Consider the following 19155-nt stretch of genomic DNA (forward strand, 5'->3'; position numbering starts at 1 on the left):
TCCCTCGCTCGCAAGAGAGGTATGCCGTGAGCCACGAAACGGTTGAAGACGATCTGTCCGTCGAAGACGGCCTGATGTCCCAGGACGAGGATATCGAACGGGCCTCGCGCTCGCTCAAGGCCATGTCCCACCCGCTGCGCCTGAAGATCCTCTGCATTCTCGGCGATCGCGAAATCAGCGTACAGGAAATCGTCGACCAGGTCGGGACCTCGCAGAGCAACATCTCGCAGCACCTGGGCATCCTGCGCGACAAGGGCATCCTCGCCACGCGCAAGGATGCCAACCGGGTCTACTACCGCGTGGGGGACTCCCGGACCCTGCGCCTGATCGGTATGATGCAGGACGTTTTCTGCAGTTCCTGACAATCACCCCTCCGATCCGGTCTCCCGAATGCTTGAACGCCTGCCCGAATTTCTCGCCAATCACCCGATCCTGACCGGCGCCCTGCTGGCGGTGATCGGGATGATCCTGTTCGTCGAACTCCGACGCCTGAACCGCAAGTACCGCTCCCTGTCGCCGGCCGAGGCGGTGCGCGTGATCAACCAGGACGACGCCCTGGTGCTGGACGTACGCGAGGACAGCGAGGTCGCGGCCGGCCGCATCGGAGGCGCCAAGCACATCCCGCTGGGCAGCCTGAAAAAGCGCATGGGCGACATCGAGAAGTACAAGGACAAGCCCGTGGTGGTCTACTGCCGCAGCGGCAACCGTTCCGCCAGCGCCGCGCAGCAGCTAACCGCGGCCGGGTTCGAGGACGTGGTCAACCTGCAGGGCGGCATCCAGGCCTGGCAATCGGCCAACATGCCCATCAAGAAGAAGTAATGCAGTTCGAGGTCTACTCCAGCGGGCGCTGCCCGTTCTGCCTGCTGGCCCGGCGCCTGCTCAACCAGCGTGGCTATCCGTTCGCGGAATACGCCGTCGACCGCGAACCGGGCCTGCGTGCCGAGATGGAGCAACGCGCCGACGGCCGTACCTCGGTCCCGCAGATCTTCCTCGGCGAGACCCACATCGGCGGCTTCGACGAACTGCAGGCGATGGACAGCAGTGGCGAACTGGCGCGCCTGGCCGCCGCGGCAGGGGTCGAGCTGACAGCCGCCGGCAGTCCCGGATAACCGGCAGCGCCCGCACCACCGGGCAGCGCTTCCGGCCACCGCACCCGCAAGGCGCGCGCATCCCCTTACAATGCCCCGATTCAAGACGACTGCGAGATAGAACATCATGGCTGAAGAGAACTCCCCCAACAGCGGCAACGGCGCGGCCCAGGGCGAACAGAACGACCGTCCCGATTTCTCCATTCAGAAGGTCTTCATCAAGGACCTCTCGTTCGAGGCGCCGGACTCCCCCGAGGTGTTCATGCGCGAGTGGAAGGGCGAGACCAACATCCAGCTGAACACCAACGCACGCCCGATCGACGAGGCCGCCGGGGCCTTCGAAGTGGAACTGGGCCTGACCGTGACCACCGAGTCCGACGGCAAGACCGCCTACCTGGTGGAGATCAAGCAGGCGGGCGTCTTCATCGTGCGCAACTTCCCCGAGGACCAGCGCAATCACCTGCTGGGCGCCTACTGCCCCAACGTGCTGTTCCCGTTCGCCCGCGAAACCGTCGCCGACCTGGTCCTGAAGGGCGGCTTCCCGCAGCTGCTGCTGCAGCCGGTGAATTTCGAGTCGCTGTACGCCCAGCACCTCCAGGAGCAGAAGCAGCAGGCCGGCGGCGAGCAGACCGCGCCCAGCCAGCAGGCCTGACGCCAGGCCCCCGAAGGACCTGGCGTACCGACGCGAGCGCGTACATGAAGCATGGGGTTTCCTAGGATGCGCATCGCGGTCCTCGGCGGCGGCTGCTGGGGCACGGCGCTGGCCCTGCATGCGGCGCGGCTGCATGCCGACGTGGCCCTGTGGGTACGCGGCGATGACACCGCCGCGCGCCTGCAGGCCGAGCGCGAGAATGCCCGCTACCTCCCCGGCCACCGCTTCCCGGACAACCTCCGCGTCAGCGCCGACCCCGCGATCGTCGACGGCCGCGATCTGGTCCTGATCGCCGTCCCCTCCGGCGCCTTCCGCGCGACCCTGCGCTGGCTGGCCCCGCGGCTGGCGCGCGGACAGGTGGTGGCCTGGGCCACCAAGGGCCTGGAGACCGCCACCGGCGCCTGGCTGCACGAGATCGCCGAGCAGGAACTGGGTCCGGAACACCCGCCCGCCCTGATCTCGGGCCCCTCCTTCGCCGCCGAGGTCGCGCAGGAGCAACCGACCGCGCTGTCCGTGGCCTCCACCGACGAAGGCCATATGGATCGCCTGGTGGAGGCGCTGCACGGGCGTTCCCTGCGTCTGTACCGCAACACCGACGTCATCGGCGTGGAGCTCGGCGGGGCCCTGAAGAACGTGCTGGCGGTGGCCACGGGCATCGCCGATGGCGCCGGGTTCGGCGCCAATGCCCGCGCCGCCCTGATGACCCGGGGGCTGGCCGAGATCCAGCGCTTCGGCGCCGCGGTGGGCGCCCGCCCTGCCACCCTTACCGGCCTCTCCGGGCTGGGTGACATGATCCTCACCTGCACCGACAACCAGTCGCGCAACCGCCGCCTGGGGCGGATGCTGGGCGAGGGGTTGGACCTCGAGACCGCCCGCGCACGGGTCGGCCAGTCGGTGGAGGGCGTGGAGACGGCCCGGGTCGCCGTGGTGCGGGCCGAGGCACTGGAGGTGGAGATGCCGATCTGCGCCGAGGTACACGCCGTGCTCTACCAGGGCCGCCCGGTGCGCGACACCGTGCGCCGCCTGCTGGAACGCGACCCCACGCGCGAAGAGGGCTGACGCAGCGCCGGTAAAACCCTCGCGCGGCACCCGCACAATCGCCCCGCGCCCCGGGTTGCGGCTACCGTGGCGCTACACGTGAACGCAACGGAGGCAGGGATGAGCAAGGCCTGGAAGGAACTGGACCTGGAGGGCGGCGGCCTGCAGTCCATCAATGCCAAGCTCGCCAGCGAGATGCGCACCCGGCCCGCGGCCTACGCCGCGTGGGTCCTGTTCCCGCTGGGCCTGCACCGCTTCTACCTGCGCGAACCGCTGGGCGGCGCCGGCTTCCTGGCGCTCACCGCGATCACCCTGGCCCTGGCCTTTTTCGTACCCGCCCTCTGGTGGCTGCTACCCTTGGGCGCCGGTGTGCTGTGGGCGCTGGTGGACCTGTGGTGGATCGACCGCCGGGTCACCGACTACAACAAGGAACTGCGCAAGCAGGTCTTCCTGCGCAAGGGACACAAGCCGCCGCAGGACTACCGTGGCCGCTACACCAGCGACGAGGATGCCCGCCGCGAACTGCAGGAGTATCAGCGCATCAAGGACGCCGAAAAGCCGGGCCAGTCCGGCCAGGCCGGCGCCAGCGACCGTGACCGCGACGTGGGCGGCAAGCGGCGCATGCCCAGCTTCAACGAGCAGGAAGCCATGCTGCGCCAGATGCGCAAGGACCGGGGCGAAGGCGGCGACAACGGCTGACGCCGGCGCGCCGCCAGCCCGGATCAGTTGTCGCCGGGGCGCCACACGCCGCTGGCTTCCTGCGGCGGCGGCGCGGCCTGCTTGCGACTCTCCACGTCCACGAACACCGACTCGGTGAACTGCGATAGCTGCTTCAGGTATTCCTTGCGCTCGTTCACCGACTCCGGCATCTGCGCGACCATGAACCCGGTAATGGCGCTCAGGTACTGGACGGCCACGATGGGCTGTTGCGCCTTCGGATCCACCTCGGTCAGCACCTCCTGGACCTTCTGGATCAGCTCGCCGGACAACTGCAGGGTATCGCTCATGGGGCTTCTCTCGCGGTTCGGTTGACGATGGGCGCACAGGCTACGGCAAGCCCCGCCCACCCGAAAGTGGGCGCAGGATGCGCGGGCCTTTCCCTTCCGCTCGCGCCTTTTATGTTCACCACGAAGCGCACGAAGGCACGAAGAAGGGCAAAATCGTTGCACCACGGATGACACGGAGAAAACAAGCCAAGGGCCGCGCATGACGAGGGACCACGTGGATCGTCGCAGGCCGATCGACACCCGCTTTCGTCCAACCCTGATTTTCTCAGTGTCCTCCGTGTCCTCTGTGGTTCAAATCGCTCTTGAAGTTGCCCTTCTTCGTGCCTTCGTGGGCTTCGTGTTGAAAACTCGGGGCGCAGGTCAGGAGCGCCGGGGTACGTCGTCCTCGTCGCGGGCCTCGGGGGCGTCGTCGTCTACGTCGAAGTCCTCGTGGACGCGGTCCGGCGGGATGGTCCACGGCTCGCTGGGCGCGACCGTGTGCTCGCCCGGACGCGGCGCGTAGCGCTCGTCCTCCAGACCGCGCATCAGCCCGACCACCATCATCAGCATCACCAGCGAGAACGGCAGCGCCGCCAGGATGACCGCGTTCTGCAGGACCTCCAGCCCGCCGGCCAGCAGCAGGACCCCGGTCACCAGCCCGATCATCGCCCCCCACAGGATCAGGTGGATCGCCCGATGCTCGGTGGATCCATGGGCCAGCAGGGTATTGATGACCACGATCCCGGCATTCGCGGAGGTCAGCAGGTAGGTCGCAATAAGGATCGTGATCAGAATCGCCCCCGTCTTCGCAATCAGCCAGGGCTCCAGGGTCTCCATGGTGGCGAAGGTCGCCATGGTCAGGTCCTCGGACACGCGCTCGGCGATATTGGCGATGCCCTCGACCTCGGCATGCAGAGCGGTGCCGCCCAGCAGCGCGAGCCAGAAGAAGGTGATCAGGGTCGGCACCAGCAGTACGCCCATCACGAACTCGCGCAGCGTGCGGCCGCGCGAGATGCGCGCGATGAACAGCCCGACGAACGGCGCCCAGGCCAGCCACCAGCCCCAGTAGAAGACCGTCCAGTCGGCATGCCACTCGTCCATGTGGTGGGCATGGGTGTACAGCGAGAGCCCCAGCAGGTTCTGCAGGTAGCTGCCGCTGGACTGCACGACCAGGGCCAGCAGGTACTGGGTCGGTCCTGCCACCAGCAGCAGTCCCAGCAGCGCGACACTGAGCCAGAGGTTGGCCTGGCTGACCCGCTGCACCCCGGCCTGCATCCCGGTCACCACGGACATGATCGCAATCACGGTCAGCAGCGCGGTCAGCATCAGCAGTCCGCGGTCCCCCTCCAGGGAGATCCCAACGGTGTGCGCGAGTCCGGACTCCAGTTGCTGGATCCCCAGGCCCAGCGTCGTCGCGATCCCGAAGACGGTGGCGATGATCGCCAGCAGGTCGACCAGGTCCCCCGGCCAGGTGTGACTGTACTTGCCGATCAGCGGGTGCAGAGCCGAGCGCAGGGCCAGCGGCTGGCCCTTGCGGAAACCGAAGTAGGCCAGGATCAGGGCCAGCAGGGCGAACACGCCCCAGGCATTCAGCCCCCAGTGGAAATAGGTCAGGACCATGGACATGTCCGCGGCCGCGGCCCGGTCGCCATTCTCGATCAGGAACGGGTTCCCGCCGTAGTGCGACAGTGGCTCGGCCACCGCCCAGAACAACAGCCCCACGCCCATGCCCGCGGCGAACAGCATCGACAGCCACGACAGGGTGGTGAACTCGGGAACCTCGTCGTCACGCCCCAGGCGCACGTTCTTGTAGCGCCCGACCCCGAGCCAGACCACCATCACCAGGAAGAAGGCCATGACGACCACGTAGTACCACTCCAGCAGCGGCGTCACGAAGGTACGCGCATCGCCCACCACCGCGCCCAGCTGTTCGGTGCGATACACACCCAGCAGGGCGATGATCACCACCAGGATCAGCGCCAGCGGCGCGACGCGCGGATTCAGCCCCTTGAATGGGCCACGGGTGGCAACGTTGTACATCGGGCGTCCTTTCGCTTGAGTGGCGGGCGCGCCGGACCGCGCGCCCCCGGCGTGCGCTCAGGTACCGGTGGCACCCGCCAGCGCGGCACGACAATCCGTGCGGAAATCCTGAATGACCTGATGCACGAACGCCAGCTTGGCGATGGCGGTGGCCGTCAACACGAAGGGATAGACATGCGGATGCCCCATGCTGCGGTTGAGGCTGTTGAGGGCGCTGACCAGTGGCAGCCAGTGTTCCATCAGTCCATCGAAACCGGCCGCGGCATAGGCGTCGAAGGCCGGTGCATCGCCCTGCGCACCCAGCCGTGCCGACGGACCGGCACCGGGCACGATATCCATGTTGTAGGCGGACGCGGTATCCAGGGTATCCACGATGTGCAGGTAGTGGGCCCAGGTCTCGGCCCAATCCTCCCAGGGATGCGAACTGGCGTAGGCGGAGACGAACGAGGCCTGCCATTCGGCGGGCGGCCCCTCGGCATAATGGCGGCGCAGGGCTTCGTCATAGTCCGCGCGCTCGTCGCCGAAGCGCTCGCGGAAGGCAGCGTGCCAGGGGGTATCGCGGATCAGGCGGTCCCAGTAGTAGTGGGCGGACTCGTGGCGGAAATGGCCGAGGATCGTGCGATAGGGTTCGGCCATCGCCTCGCGCATGCGCTCGCGGACCGCCGGGTCGGCCTCGGCGATATTCAGGGTAATGAGCCCGTTCGCATGGCCGGTGACCACGCCACCGCCCTCGCGGAACTCGGGGGCCGTATCGGCCAGGAAGTCGAATGCGATCCCCTGGGGATCATCACGTCGCGGCACCACCGGCAGGCCCAGACGCAACAACCCGTAGACCAGGCGCCGCTTCTCCGTCTCCAGGCGCTCCCACAGACGTGCATTGCCGGGGACACTCAGGTCGGGGATGGTCCGGTTCAGGCGGCAGGCCCGGCAGAACGGGTCGGCGTCGCCGTGCGGCACCATCCAGTTGCAGACCGCGTCCACCGCATAGTGGCGACACTGGCGGTACAGTGCCCCGTCCGGCTCGTCCGCCACCCGCCACAATCCGCCAGGCACCGGGCGCCCACGGGCATCCGTGGCCTCTCCGGCCGGCGCCAGGGCAGACACCTCCAGACGATCCGGGAGAAACCCCAGCCGATGGCCACAGCGTGTGCAGTAGGTGTTGTCGAAATACACCCCCTGCCCACAGAACTCGCACTCGAACAACTGCATCGCATTCCCCGTTGAACCGCCGCCCGCTCGAAGTGCGGCCGGGTGGCCCCAGACTACGCCGATCCCGCTGCCCCGTCGCGGTGCAGAAGCCGCCGCGGCGCAGCCATTACCGGTCCTCCACCCGGGACAGGAGTTCCTCGACCCGCTCCAGCGCCAGCGGATGCGACAGGATGCCGGCATGCGTGGTCGCCACGCCGAAGACCGAGGCCGCCTCGCGCTGGGCCGGCGGGTGCAGCATGCTGGCCAGCGTGACCACCCCGTCCGCGGTCGCGCGCGCACCCCCTTCGCCGCGCTGGTAGCCGAACACCAGATGCAACTCGCCTGCCCCCGCGCCCGGATGCGGGAACAAGCCTTCCAGGTAGTCGCTGCCCGGGGCCATGTCGCGCCAGACCGGGATCACGACCGGCGAGCGATCCACCCCCTGCTGCGCCCGCTCGTGCCCGGCCCAGGGCGTGGACAGGGTGATCATAACCGGCACCGGTGCCGCCGCCTCGCGCCGAGCTCGCTCGTTCAGGAACCCCCGCGCCACCAGCCCGCCCATGCTGTGCGCCACCACCGGCAGCGACTCGACCCCGTGACGCACTTCCAGCTCCTCCACCACCTGTGCCAGGTGCGCGGCCACCGACTGCAGTGGCAACCCGGAGGCGTAGTAGTAGAACCACGGCTGATAACGCTCGCGGTCCAGAACCTCCAGCAGCCCGGCAAAGTCCCGCGGCGAGCCGTTCATCCCGTGCACGAACAGCACCGGCGTCCGCGTCGGGTCATGGGGCTCGAGGAAGTACACCCCCGCGTAACCGTCCATCACGAAGTCCAGGGGTCGCCATTGGCTGCCCCGCGCCACCTCGGACGCAAAACGCGGGTCATCCAGATGGGTAATCGCGCCGAAGGCGGTCACCCGCCCCAGGCTCAGCGGCAGATCGCTGGCGCCCTCGGCACCCACCAGGCCGCGCGTTGCCGGCAGCGCAACCGGGTGGGTCAGGCGATGGTCCCCGTTCACGCGGATCTCGATCCCGGTCAGCCGCCCGCCGGGGCCACAGTCCAGCGCCTCGCCACCGGCCACATACTGGACCGAGGCACCGGCGGGCTGGGCCCGATCACCCTCTTCGTCGCGGAAGGCCAGCACGCGGTAGCGACCCGGCTCCAGGCCGAAGAACCAGCTCCCGCCCTGGGCGCTGACGACGTGATCCACCGGCTCGGGCACCCCGGCACCCGCGACCGGCTCGCGGAATACCGCCACCACATAGGGCCCCGTCCGACCGGCCTCGGACGCCGTCGCGTCCGGCCCCACCGTGCCGCTGATCACACAGGCCCCGCCCATGCGCGCGAGCTGTTCGCGCGCATCCAGCAGCGAACACCCCGCCAGCGCGAACCCCAGCGCCAGGACCGCAACCAACCGTACCACCGTCATCACGAACATCCCGTTCCGTCCTTCCTGCCCCCGAGTGTAGCGGTCCGCGCCGAGCGACTCGCCCCGCGCGCCGGATTTCAATCCGGGCGGTCCCGGTCTCCGGACCGCGGATCGTGCCGCGCGTAGCTCGCCACCTCCATCTCGGTCACCTCGACGGTGATCATCGCCTCCCCGACCCGGTTCTGCAGGGCCCGCAGGACGGCCTCGCTCAGCGCCTGACGCTGCGCCAGCGAACGGCCGGACTTGAGACGCACCTCGACATGCACGAAAGGCCGCACCTCGCCCCCGACCCGATACTGCGACACCGGGTGGGCGCGGACCTTGATATGCGACGCCGGGAACAGCCCCGAAGCGCAGGCCGCCGCGTGCAGGGCGTCCAGCCAGGCAGCCAACTCCGGCCCCGAAGCCAGGTCCTGTGAATATTCGACCCGCAAATGTGGCATGCCCACCCCCTCGGCGCGCGCGGCGCGCGTCCCGTTGCGCCAAGCCCGCGATTGTGTCGCAGCGCGGACCCGGCATGAAAAAGGCCCGCATCGGGCGGGCCTTGTCGATGTCGCAGGATACCGGACGGATCAGGCCGCGGCCGCCGCCCGGGTGAAGGCCAGCTGCTCGCCGGCCATGTCCACCTCGATGGTATCGCCGGGGCCGAACTCGCCGGCCAGCAGCGACTGCGCCAGCGGGTTCTCCAGCTGGGTCTGGATCGCCCGCTTGAGCGGGCGCGCCCCGTAGACCGGGTCGAAGCCCGCGGCCCCCAGGTGATCCAGCGCGGCGTCGGTGATGGTCAGGCCCAGGTCGCGCTCTTCCAGCCGCTTGCGCAGGTACTGCAGCTGGATATCGGCGATCGCGCGGATCTGTTCGCGCTCCAGCGGATGGAACACCACCACGTCGTCCACACGGTTGATGAACTCGGGACGGAAGTGCTGCCCGACGATCTCCATCACCGCGCCCTTCATCGCCGCGTAGTTCTCCTCGCCGGCCATCTCCTGGATCTGCTGCGAGCCCAGGTTGGAGGTCATCACGATCACCGTGTTGCGGAAGTCCACGGTGCGGCCATGCCCGTCGGTCAGGCGGCCGTCATCCAGCACCTGCAGCAGCACGTTGAACACATCCGGGTGCGCCTTCTCGACCTCGTCGAGCAGGATCACGGAGTACGGCTTGCGGCGCACGGCCTCGGTCAGGTAGCCGCCCTCCTCGTAGCCGACGTAGCCCGGGGGCGCCCCGATCAGCCGCGCCACGGAGTGCTTCTCCATGAACTCGGACATGTCGATGCGCACCATCGCCTCTTCGGTGTCGAACAGGAACCCGGCCAGCGCCTTGGTCAGCTCGGTCTTGCCCACGCCGGTCGGGCCAAGGAACAGGAACGAGCCGTTCGGGCGGTTCGGGTCGGACAGGCCCGCCCGCGAGCGGCGGATAGCGTTGGCCACCGCGCGCACCGCCTCGGACTGACCAACCACGCGGTCACCAATGGCCTCTTCCATGCGCAGCAGCTTGTCCTTCTCGCCCTCCAGCATCTTGGAGACCGGGATGCCGGTCCAGCGCGAGACGACCTCGGCGATCTCCTCGTCGGTGACCTTGTTGCGCAGCAGCTGGGTCTCCTGGCTCTCCATCTCGTGAGCCATGGCGAGGGACTTCTCCAGGTCCGGGATACGCCCGTACTGCAGTTCGGACATACGCGACAGATCCCCGGCGCGGCGGGCCGTCTCCAGCTCGGTGCGGGCGCGCTCGAGCTCTTCCTTCAACTGGGCCGCCCCGGAGACCGAGGCCTTCTCGGACTTCCACACCTCTTCCAGGTCGGAGTACTCGCGCTCCAGGCGTTCGATCTCCTCCTCCAGCGTGCCCAGGCGCTTCTTCGAGGCGTCGTCGGACTCCTTCTTCAGGGCCTCGCGCTCGATCTTCAACTGGATCAGGCGCCGCTCCAGCCGGTCCATGGACTCGGGCTTGGAGTCGATCTCCATGCGAATGCGCGAGCTGGCCTCGTCGATCAGGTCGATCGCCTTGTCCGGCAGCTGCCGGTCGGTGATGTAGCGCTGCGAGAGCTGCGCGGCGGCGACGATCGCCGGGTCGGTGATCTCGATCCCGTGATGGACCTCGTAGCGCTCCTTCAGCCCGCGCAGGATGGCGATGGTGTCTTCCTGCGTGGGCTCGTCCACCAGCACCTTCTGGAAGCGGCGCTCCAGCGCGGCGTCCTTCTCGATGTTCTGGCGGTATTCGTCCAGCGTGGTCGCGCCGATGCAGTGCAGCTCGCCGCGCGCCAGGGCCGGCTTGAGCATGTTGCCGGCGTCCATCGCGCCCTCGGCCTTGCCCGCGCCCACCAGGGTGTGGATCTCGTCGATGAACAGGATCACGCGACCCTCTTCCTGCGACAGCTCCTTGAGCACAGACTTCAGGCGCTCCTCGAAATCGCCGCGGTACTTGGCCCCGGCCAGCAGCGCCCCCAGGTCCAGCGCCAGCACGCGCTTGTCCTTGAGCCCCTCCGGCACCTCGCCGTTGACGATACGCTGGGCCAGGCCCTCGACGATCGCGGTCTTGCCCACACCCGGCTCGCCGATCAGCACCGGGTTGTTCTTGGTGCGCCGCTGCAGCACCTGGACCGAGCGGCGGATCTCCTCGTCACGGCCGATCACCGGGTCCAGCTTGCCCTGCTCGGCGCGCTCGGTGAGGTCGATGGTGTACTTGTCCAGGGCCTGGCGGTTCTCCTCGGCGTTCGGGTCGTCCACCTGGGCCCCGCCGCGCATGTCCTCCACGGCCTTCTCCAGGGAGTCCTTGTTGGCGCCAGCGTTGCGCAGCATCTCGCCGACACCGGCCTTCTCGTCGATCGCCGCGAGCAGGAACAGCTCGCTGGGGATGTACTGGTCCTTGCGCTCTTGGGCGAGCTTGTCGCAGACGTTCAGCATGCGCCCCAGGTCGTTGGAGACATGCACCTCGCCCGCGGCGCCTTCCACCTTCGGCAGGCGATCCAGCGCCTCGCCCAAAGCGGAGCGCAACTGGCGCACGTTGGCGCCGGCGCGGTCGAGCACGTGACGGATCGTGCCCCCCTCCTGGTCCAGCAGGGCCAGCAGCAGGTGGGACGGCTCGATGAACTGATGGTCGCGGCCAACCGCGAGCGACTGTGCGTCCGCGATGGCGGACTGGAATTTGGTGGTCAGGCGATCCATTCGCATTGGGAAACCCCTCGGTCGAATCTTGTTGAACTGACACCAACGTTGGGGACAATCCCCCCGGCTTCAAGGATAGACGCGCGGAAACCGCTCGCGGGGCCAGAGCCGAGGCTCGCCGCGAAACCAGCGTCGGGGTGCATCCAGCGACTGCCACGGCCCCTGGCAGGGCCTCGCAGTGACAGGTGGCTATCGCGCGGGGTCGGGGGCGAACCACACGAGCGTGCCCATGCGGCCGGTCGCTCCGTCGCGACGATAGGAATAGAAGGTCTCCGCCTCGGTGAAGGTGCAGCGGCCCCCGCCGGCGACCTGCGCCACACCGGCCCGCTGCAGCCGCTGGCGCGCCAGCCGGTAGAGATCCGCCAGCAGGCGCCCCCCGGCACCGGGCCGAAACGCGGCATCGGCCTCCGGATCCTGCGCCCGGAAGGCCTCGCGCACCTCGGGCCCGACCTCGAAGGCGACGGGTCCGATGGCAGCCCCCATCCAAGCCTGGATTGGCACACCTGGCCGCAGGCCATTCAGCGCCAAGATCGTTGCCTCCAGCACCCCATCGGCCAGCCCACGCCAGCCGGCGTGGGCCACCCCGACCGCCGCGCCGTCCACTGTCGCCAGCACCACGGGCAGACAATCGGCGGTCTGCACGGCGCAGATCGCCCCCGGCCGGTCGCTGACCACCGCATCGGCCTCGGGCGTATCGCCCGCCTTCAGCGCCGCCTGCAGGGCATCGGCGGTGATCACGGTCGTCCCATGGACCTGGCGCGGCCAGGCGATGGGCGCGGCGCACCCCAGGGACTGTTCCAGTCGGCGCCGGTTTTCCGCCACGTGATCCGGGGCATCGCCAGTATGCAGGGCCAGATTCAGCGCGGCCCAGGGCCCGGTACTGACGCCACCCGTCCGGGTCGTCTGCAGCGCGTGCACCCCGGCCGGGAGTTCCCCGGGCCCGGGTTTCAACAGCGGCAGGGCCTCAGACATCCCCATCCTCCCGGGCATCGGCGCGCAGGGCCGCGAGCAGGACCTCGAAATCCTCCGGCAGCGGGGCCTCGAAGGCGCAGGGCTCGCCCGTCTCCGGATGCTCGAACTCCAGGCGGGCCGCATGCAGGGCCTGGCGCTTGAAGGCCGCGACCGTCGCCTTCGCCGCGTCGCCCATGCCCTTCACCGGGCGCGGACGACCGCCGTAGGTCAGATCCCCCACGATCGGGTGGCGGATATGTGCCATATGCACACGGATCTGGTGCGTGCGCCCGGTCTCCAGACGTACGTTCAGCAGGGTGTGCGCGGGAAAGCGCTCGGCCACTCGGTAATGCGTGACCGCGGGCTTGCCGGCCGCGGTCACGGCCTGGCGCTTGCGATCAACCGGATGACGCCCGATCGGCTCGTCGATGGTGGCCCCGCTGATCACTCGGCCCTGGACCAGGGCGCGGTACTCGCGGTGTACGCTGCGCGCCTGCAACTGGCGCACCAGGGCGGTCTGGGCCTCGGGCGTACGCGCGACCACCATCAGGCCGGTGGTGTCCTTGTCCAGGCGGTGGACCACTCCGGCGCGCGGCAGCTGCGCCAGCTCCGGGGCGTGGTGCAGCAGGGCATTGACCAGCGTGCCGTCGCGATGCCCGGCCGCCGGGTGGGCCACCAGCCCGGCCGGCTTGTTGACCACCAGCACCGCGGCGTCCTCGTACACGATGTCCAGCGCAATGGCCTCGGGCCGGGCCTCCAGCACCGGCGCCTCGGGCGCCGTCAGCTCGACCCGCTCGCCCCCGCGCACCGGCGTGCGCGGGCGGGGCGAGCCACCATCCACCCGCAGCGCGCCCTCCTTCAGCCACTGGGTCAGCTGGCTGCGCGAGTACTCCGGGAACAGCCGCGCCAGCGCGGCATCCAGGCGCTGTCCCGCCGCTTCTTCCGGCAGACAGGCCTCCCGCGGTTCACTCATTGCGCGGCCTCCCGCTCGTCGCCACCGGGGCTTGATGTTGTAGAATCCCTGCACTTCGGTTCATCTGTGAGGCCTCGCCGTGATTTCTGTCCCGCACCTGTCGCGCCTGTTCGTCGTTCTGATTGTGGCGCTCGTGGTCGCCGGCTGTGCCGGGCGCGAAGACCCCACGCTCGGCTGGTCCGCCAGCCAGCTCTACGGCGAGGCCAAGAACGCCCTGAACGAGGGCAACTACGACCAGGCCGTCGAATACTACGAAAAACTCGAGGCGCGCTATCCCTTCGGGCGCTATGCCCAGCAGGCGCAGATCGAGATCCCCTACGCCTACTACAAGGCCGGCGAGCCGGAACCCGCCCTGGCCGCGGTGGACCGCTTCGTGCAGCTGAACCCGCGCCACCCGAACCTCGATTATGCGTACTACCTGCGCGGGCTGATCAACTTCAACCGCCAGCAGGGCTTCCTCGCCAACCTGTTCCCGCGCGACCCCGCCGAGATGGACCCGGAGCCCTTCGACCAGGCCTTCCAGGACTTCGACCGCCTGATCCGCGAGTTTCCCGACAGCCGCTACGCCCCGGACGCCTACCAGCGCATGATCTACATCCGCAATGCGCTGGCCGCCTACGAACTGCGGGTGGCCGAGTTCTACATGGAACGCACCGCCTGGGTCGCCGCCGCGCAGCGCGCCCGCAACGTGGTGGCCGTATACCCCGGCTCCGAGGTCATGCCGAAGGCCCTGGCCGTGCTGCATCGCGCCTACACCGAGCTCGGCCTGGACGATCACGCCGAGAACACCATGACCGTGCTGGAGCTGAACTATCCGGACGTGGCCGTGGCCGTGCGCGCGGGCGAGCCGGTGGAACTGGAAGGCGAGGAACGCCGCGGCCTGTGGCGCGTGGTGGACCGCATCCCCTTCCTCACCAACTGAACCTCAGTCCGCTACGGCACCGAGGGAAAAGCGTCTACAGGAAGGTGGGAAGACTGGAAGGTTGAACGGGTTTGGCCGCCACGGATATTGCGTACGTTCGGGGCTGCGACAGACACCAGCCAACCCCACACCCCAATCACGCTTCCCCTCTTCCAGCCTTCCTGTTACCCGCCCTTGACCTTCTTCGTGCCTTCGTGCGCTTCGTGGTAGATCCATCAAGCGCCGGAGGATCCGTCGTTCAGAGGGCCTCGCTGCCCTCTTCGCCGGTGCGGATGCGGACCACGCGCGACATATCCGACACGAAGATCTTGCCGTCCCCGATCTTGCCGGTGCGCGAGGCCTTCACGATCGCATCGATGCAGGGGTCGACCCGGTCGTCGTCCACCACCAGTTCCAGCTTCACCTTGGGCAGGAAATCGACCACGTATTCCGCGCCCCGGTAGAGCTCGGTGTGGCCCTTCTGGCGCCCGAAGCCCTGGACCTCGGTCGCGGTCATCCCGGCGATACCCATCTCGGTCAGGGCCTCGCGGACATCTTCCAGCTTGAACGGCTTGATGATCGCCTCGATCTTCTTCATGCGAATCCCTTTGGTTGTGCCCGCTGCGCAGGCGCTTGTCTCACCCCTGAAAGTGTATCAAACCCCCGGCCCCGCGCTGTGGTCCTCGCCTGCTCGCGACGTTCGACGCTGCTCTGGATTCACCACGAAGCACACGAAGGCACGAAGAAGGGCCAGGTCAAGGGCGTTTAACAGGAAGACGGGAAGGCTGGAAGAGGGCCTGTGGTTGATCGGGGAAGTCCTTTCCGGTCCGCAATATGCCGCCGTTTCGGATACGTCGGACGGAGCGAGGCACCGAGTCAGTATTGTCGGGGCCCTAAGACCGCAGCCCGGGACACCCCATTCAGAACCTTCGGTACTTCCTGTCTTCCTGTGAACCGTCCTTGACCTTCTTCGTGCCTTCGTGTGCTTCGTGGTGAACTCTGCGCGCGTCGGAGCGGATCAGTCCGGGCGGTAGCCGGAGGTGATCGGGTAGCGCCGGTCGCGGCCGAAGGCGCGCGGGCTGACCCGTATTCCGGGCGCGGCCTGGCGGCGCTTGTACTCGGCGATGAACACCATGCGGGCGATGCGCTCCACCGTGGGGCGGTCAAAACCCTGCGCGACGATCTCGGCGACGGACCGTTCCTGTTCGACAAAGGCCTCGAGGATCGCGTCCAGCACCTCGTACGGCGGCAGCGAGTCTGCATCCTGCTGATCCGGCGCCAGCTCCGCGCTGGGCGGACGTTCGATCACCCGTTCCGGGATCGCCGGCCCGCGCGTGTTGCGCCAGCGCGCCAGGCGATACACCCACTGCTTGGAGACATCCTTCAGCGGCGCGAAACCGCCATTCATGTCGCCGTACAGCGTGGAGTAGCCCACCGCCATCTCGGATTTGTTGCCCGTGGCCAGCAACAGCTTGCCGCTGCGGTTGGACAGCGCCATCAGGAGCACACCCCGGGCGCGCGCCTGCAGGTTCTGCTCGGTCACGTCCCCCGCCCCGGCAGGATACGCGGACAGGGCATCCCCCAGCCCCGCCATAAAGCTCTCGACCATCGGTTCGATCGCGATCTCGTGATACTCCAGCCCCAGCAGCCGGGCCTGTGCCTCGGCGTCCTCGATGCTGATCGAGGCGGTATAGCGATAGGGCATCATCACGGCCGTGACCACCGCCGGGCCCAGGGCGTCGGTGGCCAGCGCCGCGGTCAGCCCGGAGTCGATCCCGCCGGACAGGCCCAGCAGCACCCCGGGAAAGCCGTTCTTGGTCACGTAGTCGCGGATGCCGATCATCAGCGCCTGGTAGAGGTCGCGGGCATCGGCCTCGTCCGGTTCCGGACCGGGGTCGGTCAGGGTCGGCCGGATGCCGCAGGCGGACAGGTGCAGGTGCTCGTCGCGGGGGTGCAGAATCGGACCCTGCACCCCGCGGCGCGCCTCCACCTGCCCCTGGCCGGTCGCCCAGGCCGGCAGCACGGCCCGCGCGCCGTTGACCGGATCCTGCACGAAAGAACGACCGTCGAAGACCAGCTCGTCCTGGCCGCCTACCTGGTTCACGTAGACGACCGGGCAACCGGTCTCGGCGACGCGCTGGCCCACCACGCGCAGGCGTTCCTCGGCCTTGCCGCGGTGGTAGGGCGACGCGTTGAGATTCAGCAGGAGCTCGGCCCCGGCGGCCCGCGCCGCGGTCGCCGGACCCGGCTGCCAGATGTCCTCGCAGACCGTCAGTCCGACCCGCCAGCCGTCCAGTTCGACCACGCAGGCCTCGGTGCCGGCGACGAAGTAGCGCTCTTCGTCGAACACCGAGTAATTGGGCAGGACCTGCTTGGCATAGCGCGCGATGCAGGCCCCGTCGCGCAGCCAGAGCGCCGCGTTGATCAGGCCCGCCTCCCCGTGCACCGGGGCGCCCAGGATCACATCGATACCCCGCGCCGCCTCGGTGATCGCGGTCACCACGCGCTCCACGCCCAGCAGAAACGCCGGACGCAGCAGCAGGTCCTCCGGCGGGTAGCCGGTGACCGCCAGTTCGGGGAACACCACTGCGCGGGCGCCGCCGGCGCGGGCCTGTTCGATCGCCTCGAGGATGCGGTGGCGGTTGTCCTCCAGACCGCCCACCACCGGGTTGATCTGGGCCAGGGCCAGACGCAGGGGCGAATCGGCGCTCATCCGCGGATCAGACCAGTGCGGACTGCATCGCGGCGCCCAGTTCCGCCGGGCTCTCGGCCACGGTCGCACCGGCCTCGCGCAGGGCGGTCATCTTCTGCGCCGCGGTGCCCTGACCACCGGCGATGATCGCCCCGGCATGGCCCATGCGCCGGCCCGGCGGTGCGGTGGCGCCGGCAATATAGGCGGCCACCGGCTTGTCGAATTCGTCCGCGATGAAGCGCGCGGCGCGCTCCTCGGCGTCGCCGCCGATCTCGCCCACCATCAGCACGCCGTCGGTCTCCGAATCCTCGCGGAACAGGCGCAGGCAGCCGACGAAGTCCAGGCCCTGGATCGGGTCGCCGCCGATGCCCACGCAGGTGCTCTGGCCCAGGCCAAGGTCGGAGGTCTGCTTGACCGCCTCGTAGGTCAGGGTGCCCGAGCGCGAGATGATGCCGATGCGCCCGCGGCGATGGATGTAGCCGGGCATGATCCCGACCTTGCAGGCATCCGGGGTAATGATGCCCGGGCAGTTGGGGCCGATAAGGCGCGTCGGGCTGCCGGCCAGCACCTGCTTGACCCGGACCATGTCCTGTACCGGGATGCCCTCGGTGATGCAGACCGCCAGCTCGATCCCGGCGTCCGCCGCCTCGCAGATCGCGTCCGCGGCGAACGGGGCCGGCACGTAGATCATACTGACGGTCGCGCCGGTGGTCGCCACCGCGTCGGCCACGGTATCGAACACCGGCCGATCCAGATGGGTCTGCCCGCCCTTGCCGGGGGTTACGCCCCCGACCAGGCGGGTCCCGTAGGCGATGGCCTGTTCCGAGTGGAAACTGCCCTGCTTGCCGGTGAAGCCCTGACAGATCACCTTGGTGTCGCGGTCGACAAGGATGCTCATGCCACGGCCTCCACTACGGCCCGCGCTGCCGCGTCCAGATCAGCGGCCGGGATCACGTCCAGGCCCGAGTGCGCCAGCGCACTGCGGCCCTGCTCGGCGTTGGTGCCCTCCAGGCGCACCACCACCGGCACCTGGACCTGCACCTCGCGGATCGCGGCGATGATGCCCTCGGCGATCAGGTCGCAGCGCACGATGCCGCCGAAGATATTCACCAGCACCGCCTTCACCGAGGCATCGGACAGGATCAGCTTGAAGGCCGCGGTCACCCGCTCCACCGTCGTGCCGCCACCGACATCCAGGAAGTTGGCGGGTTCGCCGCCGTGGTGCTGGATCAGGTCCATGGTCGCCATCGCCAGGCCGGCACCGTTGACCATGCAGCCGATGGAGCCATCCAGGCGGATGTAATTGAGGTCGTGCTCGTGCGCCTGTTCCTCGGCCGGGTCGCGCTGGCGCGCGTCGCGCTCTTCGAACAGCGCCTTCTGGCGGTAGGCTGCGGAGTCGTCGATGGTCAGCTTGGCGTCGATCGCCAGCAGCCGGTCATCGCCGGTCAGCACCAGCGGGTTGATCTCGAGCAACTGGGCATCGAGCTGCTGGAACAGGGCATGCGCGTTGGTCACCAGCTGCGCCATCGCCTTGGCGGCGGCGCCGGCCAGGCCCAGGGTCGAGGCCACCCGGCGGCCATGAAACGGCATTACCCCCGTGGCCGGATGGATCGGCAGGGTCACGACCGCCTCGGGGCGCTCGGCCGCCAGCGTCTCGATATCCATGCCGCCCTCGGCGGAGACCACCAGCGCCAGGCGCTCGCGCGCGCGGTCCACCAGCATGGCGAAGTAGAATTCGCGGGCAATATCCACCGCCGGCTCCAGCAGCAGCTGGTCCACCGGCAGCCCCTCGGGGCCGCTCTGGCCGGTGACCAGGCGCGAACCCAGCAGGTTCTCCGCCGCCGCGCGCGCCGCATCGAGGGAATCCGCCATCACCACGCCGCCGGCCTTGCCACGACCGCCGGAGTGGACCTGGGCCTTGACCAGCACGCGCTCGGTACCCAGCGCCTGCCAGGCGCCGGGTAGTGCATCGATCGCGGTGATCACCTGACCGTCGGGAACGGGGATGCCGGCGTCGCGAAAGCGCGCCTTGGCCTGAAATTCGTGGAGATTCATGGGCGTC

19 protein-coding genes are annotated in these 19155 nt (G+C 68.8%); 7 read left to right on the plus strand and 12 right to left on the minus strand.

From position 1 onward, the window contains the following. Positions 1 to 26: 26 nt before the first annotated feature. The 6 genes from D103_RS0103580 (at position 27) to D103_RS0103605 (ending at position 3477) form a co-directional block, all read left to right on the plus strand. Entirely contained in the window at positions 27 to 362 is a 336-nt protein-coding gene (locus D103_RS0103580) for a helix-turn-helix transcriptional regulator (protein ID WP_018867157.1), read from the plus strand. 28 nt (positions 363 to 390) lie between these two features. Beyond that, positions 391 to 819, plus strand: a complete 429-nt coding sequence (locus D103_RS0103585) for a rhodanese-like domain-containing protein (RefSeq protein ID WP_018867156.1) — start codon at positions 391 to 393, stop codon at positions 817 to 819. Further along, complete coding sequence (gene grxC, locus D103_RS0103590; protein ID WP_018875853.1) at positions 819 to 1109, plus strand: glutaredoxin 3; 291 nt, start codon at positions 819 to 821, stop codon at positions 1107 to 1109. Before D103_RS0103585 ends, grxC begins: the two co-directional genes overlap by 1 nt. Positions 1110 to 1215: 106 nt before the next feature. After that, positions 1216 to 1740, plus strand: coding sequence for a protein-export chaperone SecB (gene secB / locus D103_RS0103595; RefSeq protein WP_018867154.1), 525 nt, complete (start codon positions 1216 to 1218; stop codon positions 1738 to 1740). 66 nt (positions 1741 to 1806) lie between these two features. Continuing rightward, the gene (locus tag D103_RS0103600) at positions 1807 to 2799 is read left to right on the plus strand and encodes an NAD(P)H-dependent glycerol-3-phosphate dehydrogenase (RefSeq protein ID WP_018875854.1); all 993 of its coding nucleotides are present in this window, start codon (positions 1807 to 1809) and stop codon (positions 2797 to 2799) included. 99 nt (positions 2800 to 2898) lie between these two features. Further along, positions 2899 to 3477 (plus strand): hypothetical protein, encoded by a 579-nt coding sequence (locus tag D103_RS0103605; RefSeq protein ID WP_018867152.1) that lies wholly within the window; start codon positions 2899 to 2901, stop codon positions 3475 to 3477. A gap of 23 nt (positions 3478 to 3500) precedes the next feature. On the opposite strand, the gene D103_RS0103610 is transcribed toward D103_RS0103605, so the two are convergent. The 8 genes from D103_RS0103610 to rluD form a co-directional block, all read right to left on the minus strand. Beyond that, entirely contained in the window at positions 3501 to 3785 is a 285-nt protein-coding gene (locus D103_RS0103610) for a hypothetical protein (RefSeq protein WP_018867151.1), read from the minus strand. Between the two features lie 360 nt (positions 3786 to 4145). Then, complete coding sequence (locus D103_RS0103615; protein ID WP_018875855.1) at positions 4146 to 5804, minus strand: BCCT family transporter; 1659 nt, start codon at positions 5802 to 5804, stop codon at positions 4146 to 4148. A 57-nt stretch (positions 5805 to 5861) separates the two neighbouring features. Then, the gene (locus tag D103_RS0103620) at positions 5862 to 7013 is read right to left on the minus strand and encodes a putative zinc-binding metallopeptidase (RefSeq protein WP_018875856.1); all 1152 of its coding nucleotides are present in this window, start codon (positions 7011 to 7013) and stop codon (positions 5862 to 5864) included. 106 nt (positions 7014 to 7119) lie between these two features. Next, positions 7120 to 8430, minus strand: a complete 1311-nt coding sequence (locus tag D103_RS0103625; protein WP_018875857.1) for a hypothetical protein — start codon at positions 8428 to 8430, stop codon at positions 7120 to 7122. Positions 8431 to 8498: 68 nt separating this feature from the next. Beyond that, entirely contained in the window at positions 8499 to 8864 is a 366-nt protein-coding gene (locus tag D103_RS0103630) for a 5-carboxymethyl-2-hydroxymuconate Delta-isomerase (RefSeq protein ID WP_026280256.1), read from the minus strand. Between the two features lie 129 nt (positions 8865 to 8993). Next, positions 8994 to 11576, minus strand: coding sequence for an ATP-dependent chaperone ClpB (gene clpB, locus D103_RS0103635; protein ID WP_018875859.1), 2583 nt, complete (start codon positions 11574 to 11576; stop codon positions 8994 to 8996). Positions 11577 to 11765: 189 nt separating this feature from the next. Then, positions 11766 to 12548, minus strand: coding sequence for a peptidoglycan editing factor PgeF (gene pgeF / locus D103_RS0103640; protein ID WP_018875860.1), 783 nt, complete (start codon positions 12546 to 12548; stop codon positions 11766 to 11768). Continuing rightward, positions 12541 to 13500: a 23S rRNA pseudouridine(1911/1915/1917) synthase RluD gene (gene rluD / locus D103_RS0103645; RefSeq protein ID WP_017940395.1), complete on the minus strand. Its 960-nt coding sequence runs from the start codon at positions 13498 to 13500 to the stop codon at positions 12541 to 12543. The genes pgeF and rluD overlap by 8 nt, the downstream gene beginning before the upstream one ends. A 79-nt stretch (positions 13501 to 13579) precedes the next feature. On the opposite strand from rluD, the gene D103_RS0103650 reads away from it, so the two are divergent. Continuing rightward, positions 13580 to 14422: an outer membrane protein assembly factor BamD gene (locus tag D103_RS0103650; RefSeq protein ID WP_018875861.1), complete on the plus strand. Its 843-nt coding sequence runs from the start codon at positions 13580 to 13582 to the stop codon at positions 14420 to 14422. 238 nt (positions 14423 to 14660) lie between these two features. Here D103_RS0103650 and D103_RS0103655 read toward each other — a convergent pair whose 3' ends face one another. The 4 genes from D103_RS0103655 to sucC form a co-directional block, all read right to left on the minus strand. Further along, complete coding sequence (locus D103_RS0103655; protein ID WP_017940393.1) at positions 14661 to 14999, minus strand: P-II family nitrogen regulator; 339 nt, start codon at positions 14997 to 14999, stop codon at positions 14661 to 14663. 420 nt (positions 15000 to 15419) lie between these two features. Further along, a complete protein-coding gene (locus D103_RS0103660) occupies positions 15420 to 17114 on the minus strand; it encodes an NAD+ synthase (RefSeq protein ID WP_018875862.1) in 1695 nt (564 codons plus the stop codon). A 7-nt stretch (positions 17115 to 17121) separates the two neighbouring features. Beyond that, complete coding sequence (gene sucD, locus D103_RS0103665; RefSeq protein ID WP_018875863.1) at positions 17122 to 17991, minus strand: succinate--CoA ligase subunit alpha; 870 nt, start codon at positions 17989 to 17991, stop codon at positions 17122 to 17124. Then, positions 17988 to 19148 (minus strand): ADP-forming succinate--CoA ligase subunit beta, encoded by a 1161-nt coding sequence (gene sucC, locus D103_RS0103670; protein ID WP_018875864.1) that lies wholly within the window; start codon positions 19146 to 19148, stop codon positions 17988 to 17990. The genes sucD and sucC overlap by 4 nt, the downstream gene beginning before the upstream one ends. Between the last annotated feature and the right edge of the window lie 7 nt (positions 19149 to 19155).

The sequence above is a fragment of the Thioalkalivibrio sp. ALE31 genome (assembly GCF_000377405.1).
GTDB lineage: Bacteria > Pseudomonadota > Gammaproteobacteria > Ectothiorhodospirales > Ectothiorhodospiraceae > Thioalkalivibrio.

Bases quoted from the DNA above. Each gene is read 5' to 3' on its own strand.
- D103_RS0103585 (WP_018867156.1), top strand. From the start codon at position 391: ATGCTTGAACGCCTGCCCGAATTTCTCGCCAATCACCCGATCCTGACC.
- grxC (WP_018875853.1), top strand. From the start codon at position 819: ATGCAGTTCGAGGTCTACTCCAGCGGGCGCTGCCCGTTCTGCCTGCTG.
- secB (WP_018867154.1), top strand. From the start codon at position 1,216: ATGGCTGAAGAGAACTCCCCCAACAGCGGCAACGGCGCGGCCCAGGGC.
- D103_RS0103600 (WP_018875854.1), top strand. From the start codon at position 1,807: ATGCGCATCGCGGTCCTCGGCGGCGGCTGCTGGGGCACGGCGCTGGCC.
- D103_RS0103605 (WP_018867152.1), top strand. From the start codon at position 2,899: ATGAGCAAGGCCTGGAAGGAACTGGACCTGGAGGGCGGCGGCCTGCAG.
- D103_RS0103610 (WP_018867151.1), bottom strand. From the start codon at position 3,785: ATGAGCGATACCCTGCAGTTGTCCGGCGAGCTGATCCAGAAGGTCCAG.
- D103_RS0103615 (WP_018875855.1), bottom strand. From the start codon at position 5,804: ATGTACAACGTTGCCACCCGTGGCCCATTCAAGGGGCTGAATCCGCGC.
- D103_RS0103620 (WP_018875856.1), bottom strand. From the start codon at position 7,013: ATGCAGTTGTTCGAGTGCGAGTTCTGTGGGCAGGGGGTGTATTTCGAC.
- D103_RS0103625 (WP_018875857.1), bottom strand. From the start codon at position 8,430: ATGTTCGTGATGACGGTGGTACGGTTGGTTGCGGTCCTGGCGCTGGGG.
- D103_RS0103630 (WP_026280256.1), bottom strand. From the start codon at position 8,864: ATGCCACATTTGCGGGTCGAATATTCACAGGACCTGGCTTCGGGGCCG.
- clpB (WP_018875859.1), bottom strand. From the start codon at position 11,576: ATGGATCGCCTGACCACCAAATTCCAGTCCGCCATCGCGGACGCACAG.
- pgeF (WP_018875860.1), bottom strand. From the start codon at position 12,548: ATGTCTGAGGCCCTGCCGCTGTTGAAACCCGGGCCCGGGGAACTCCCG.
- rluD (WP_017940395.1), bottom strand. From the start codon at position 13,500: ATGAGTGAACCGCGGGAGGCCTGTCTGCCGGAAGAAGCGGCGGGACAG.
- D103_RS0103655 (WP_017940393.1), bottom strand. From the start codon at position 14,999: ATGAAGAAGATCGAGGCGATCATCAAGCCGTTCAAGCTGGAAGATGTC.
- D103_RS0103660 (WP_018875862.1), bottom strand. From the start codon at position 17,114: ATGAGCGCCGATTCGCCCCTGCGTCTGGCCCTGGCCCAGATCAACCCG.
- sucD (WP_018875863.1), bottom strand. From the start codon at position 17,991: ATGAGCATCCTTGTCGACCGCGACACCAAGGTGATCTGTCAGGGCTTC.
- sucC (WP_018875864.1), bottom strand. From the start codon at position 19,148: ATGAATCTCCACGAATTTCAGGCCAAGGCGCGCTTTCGCGACGCCGGC.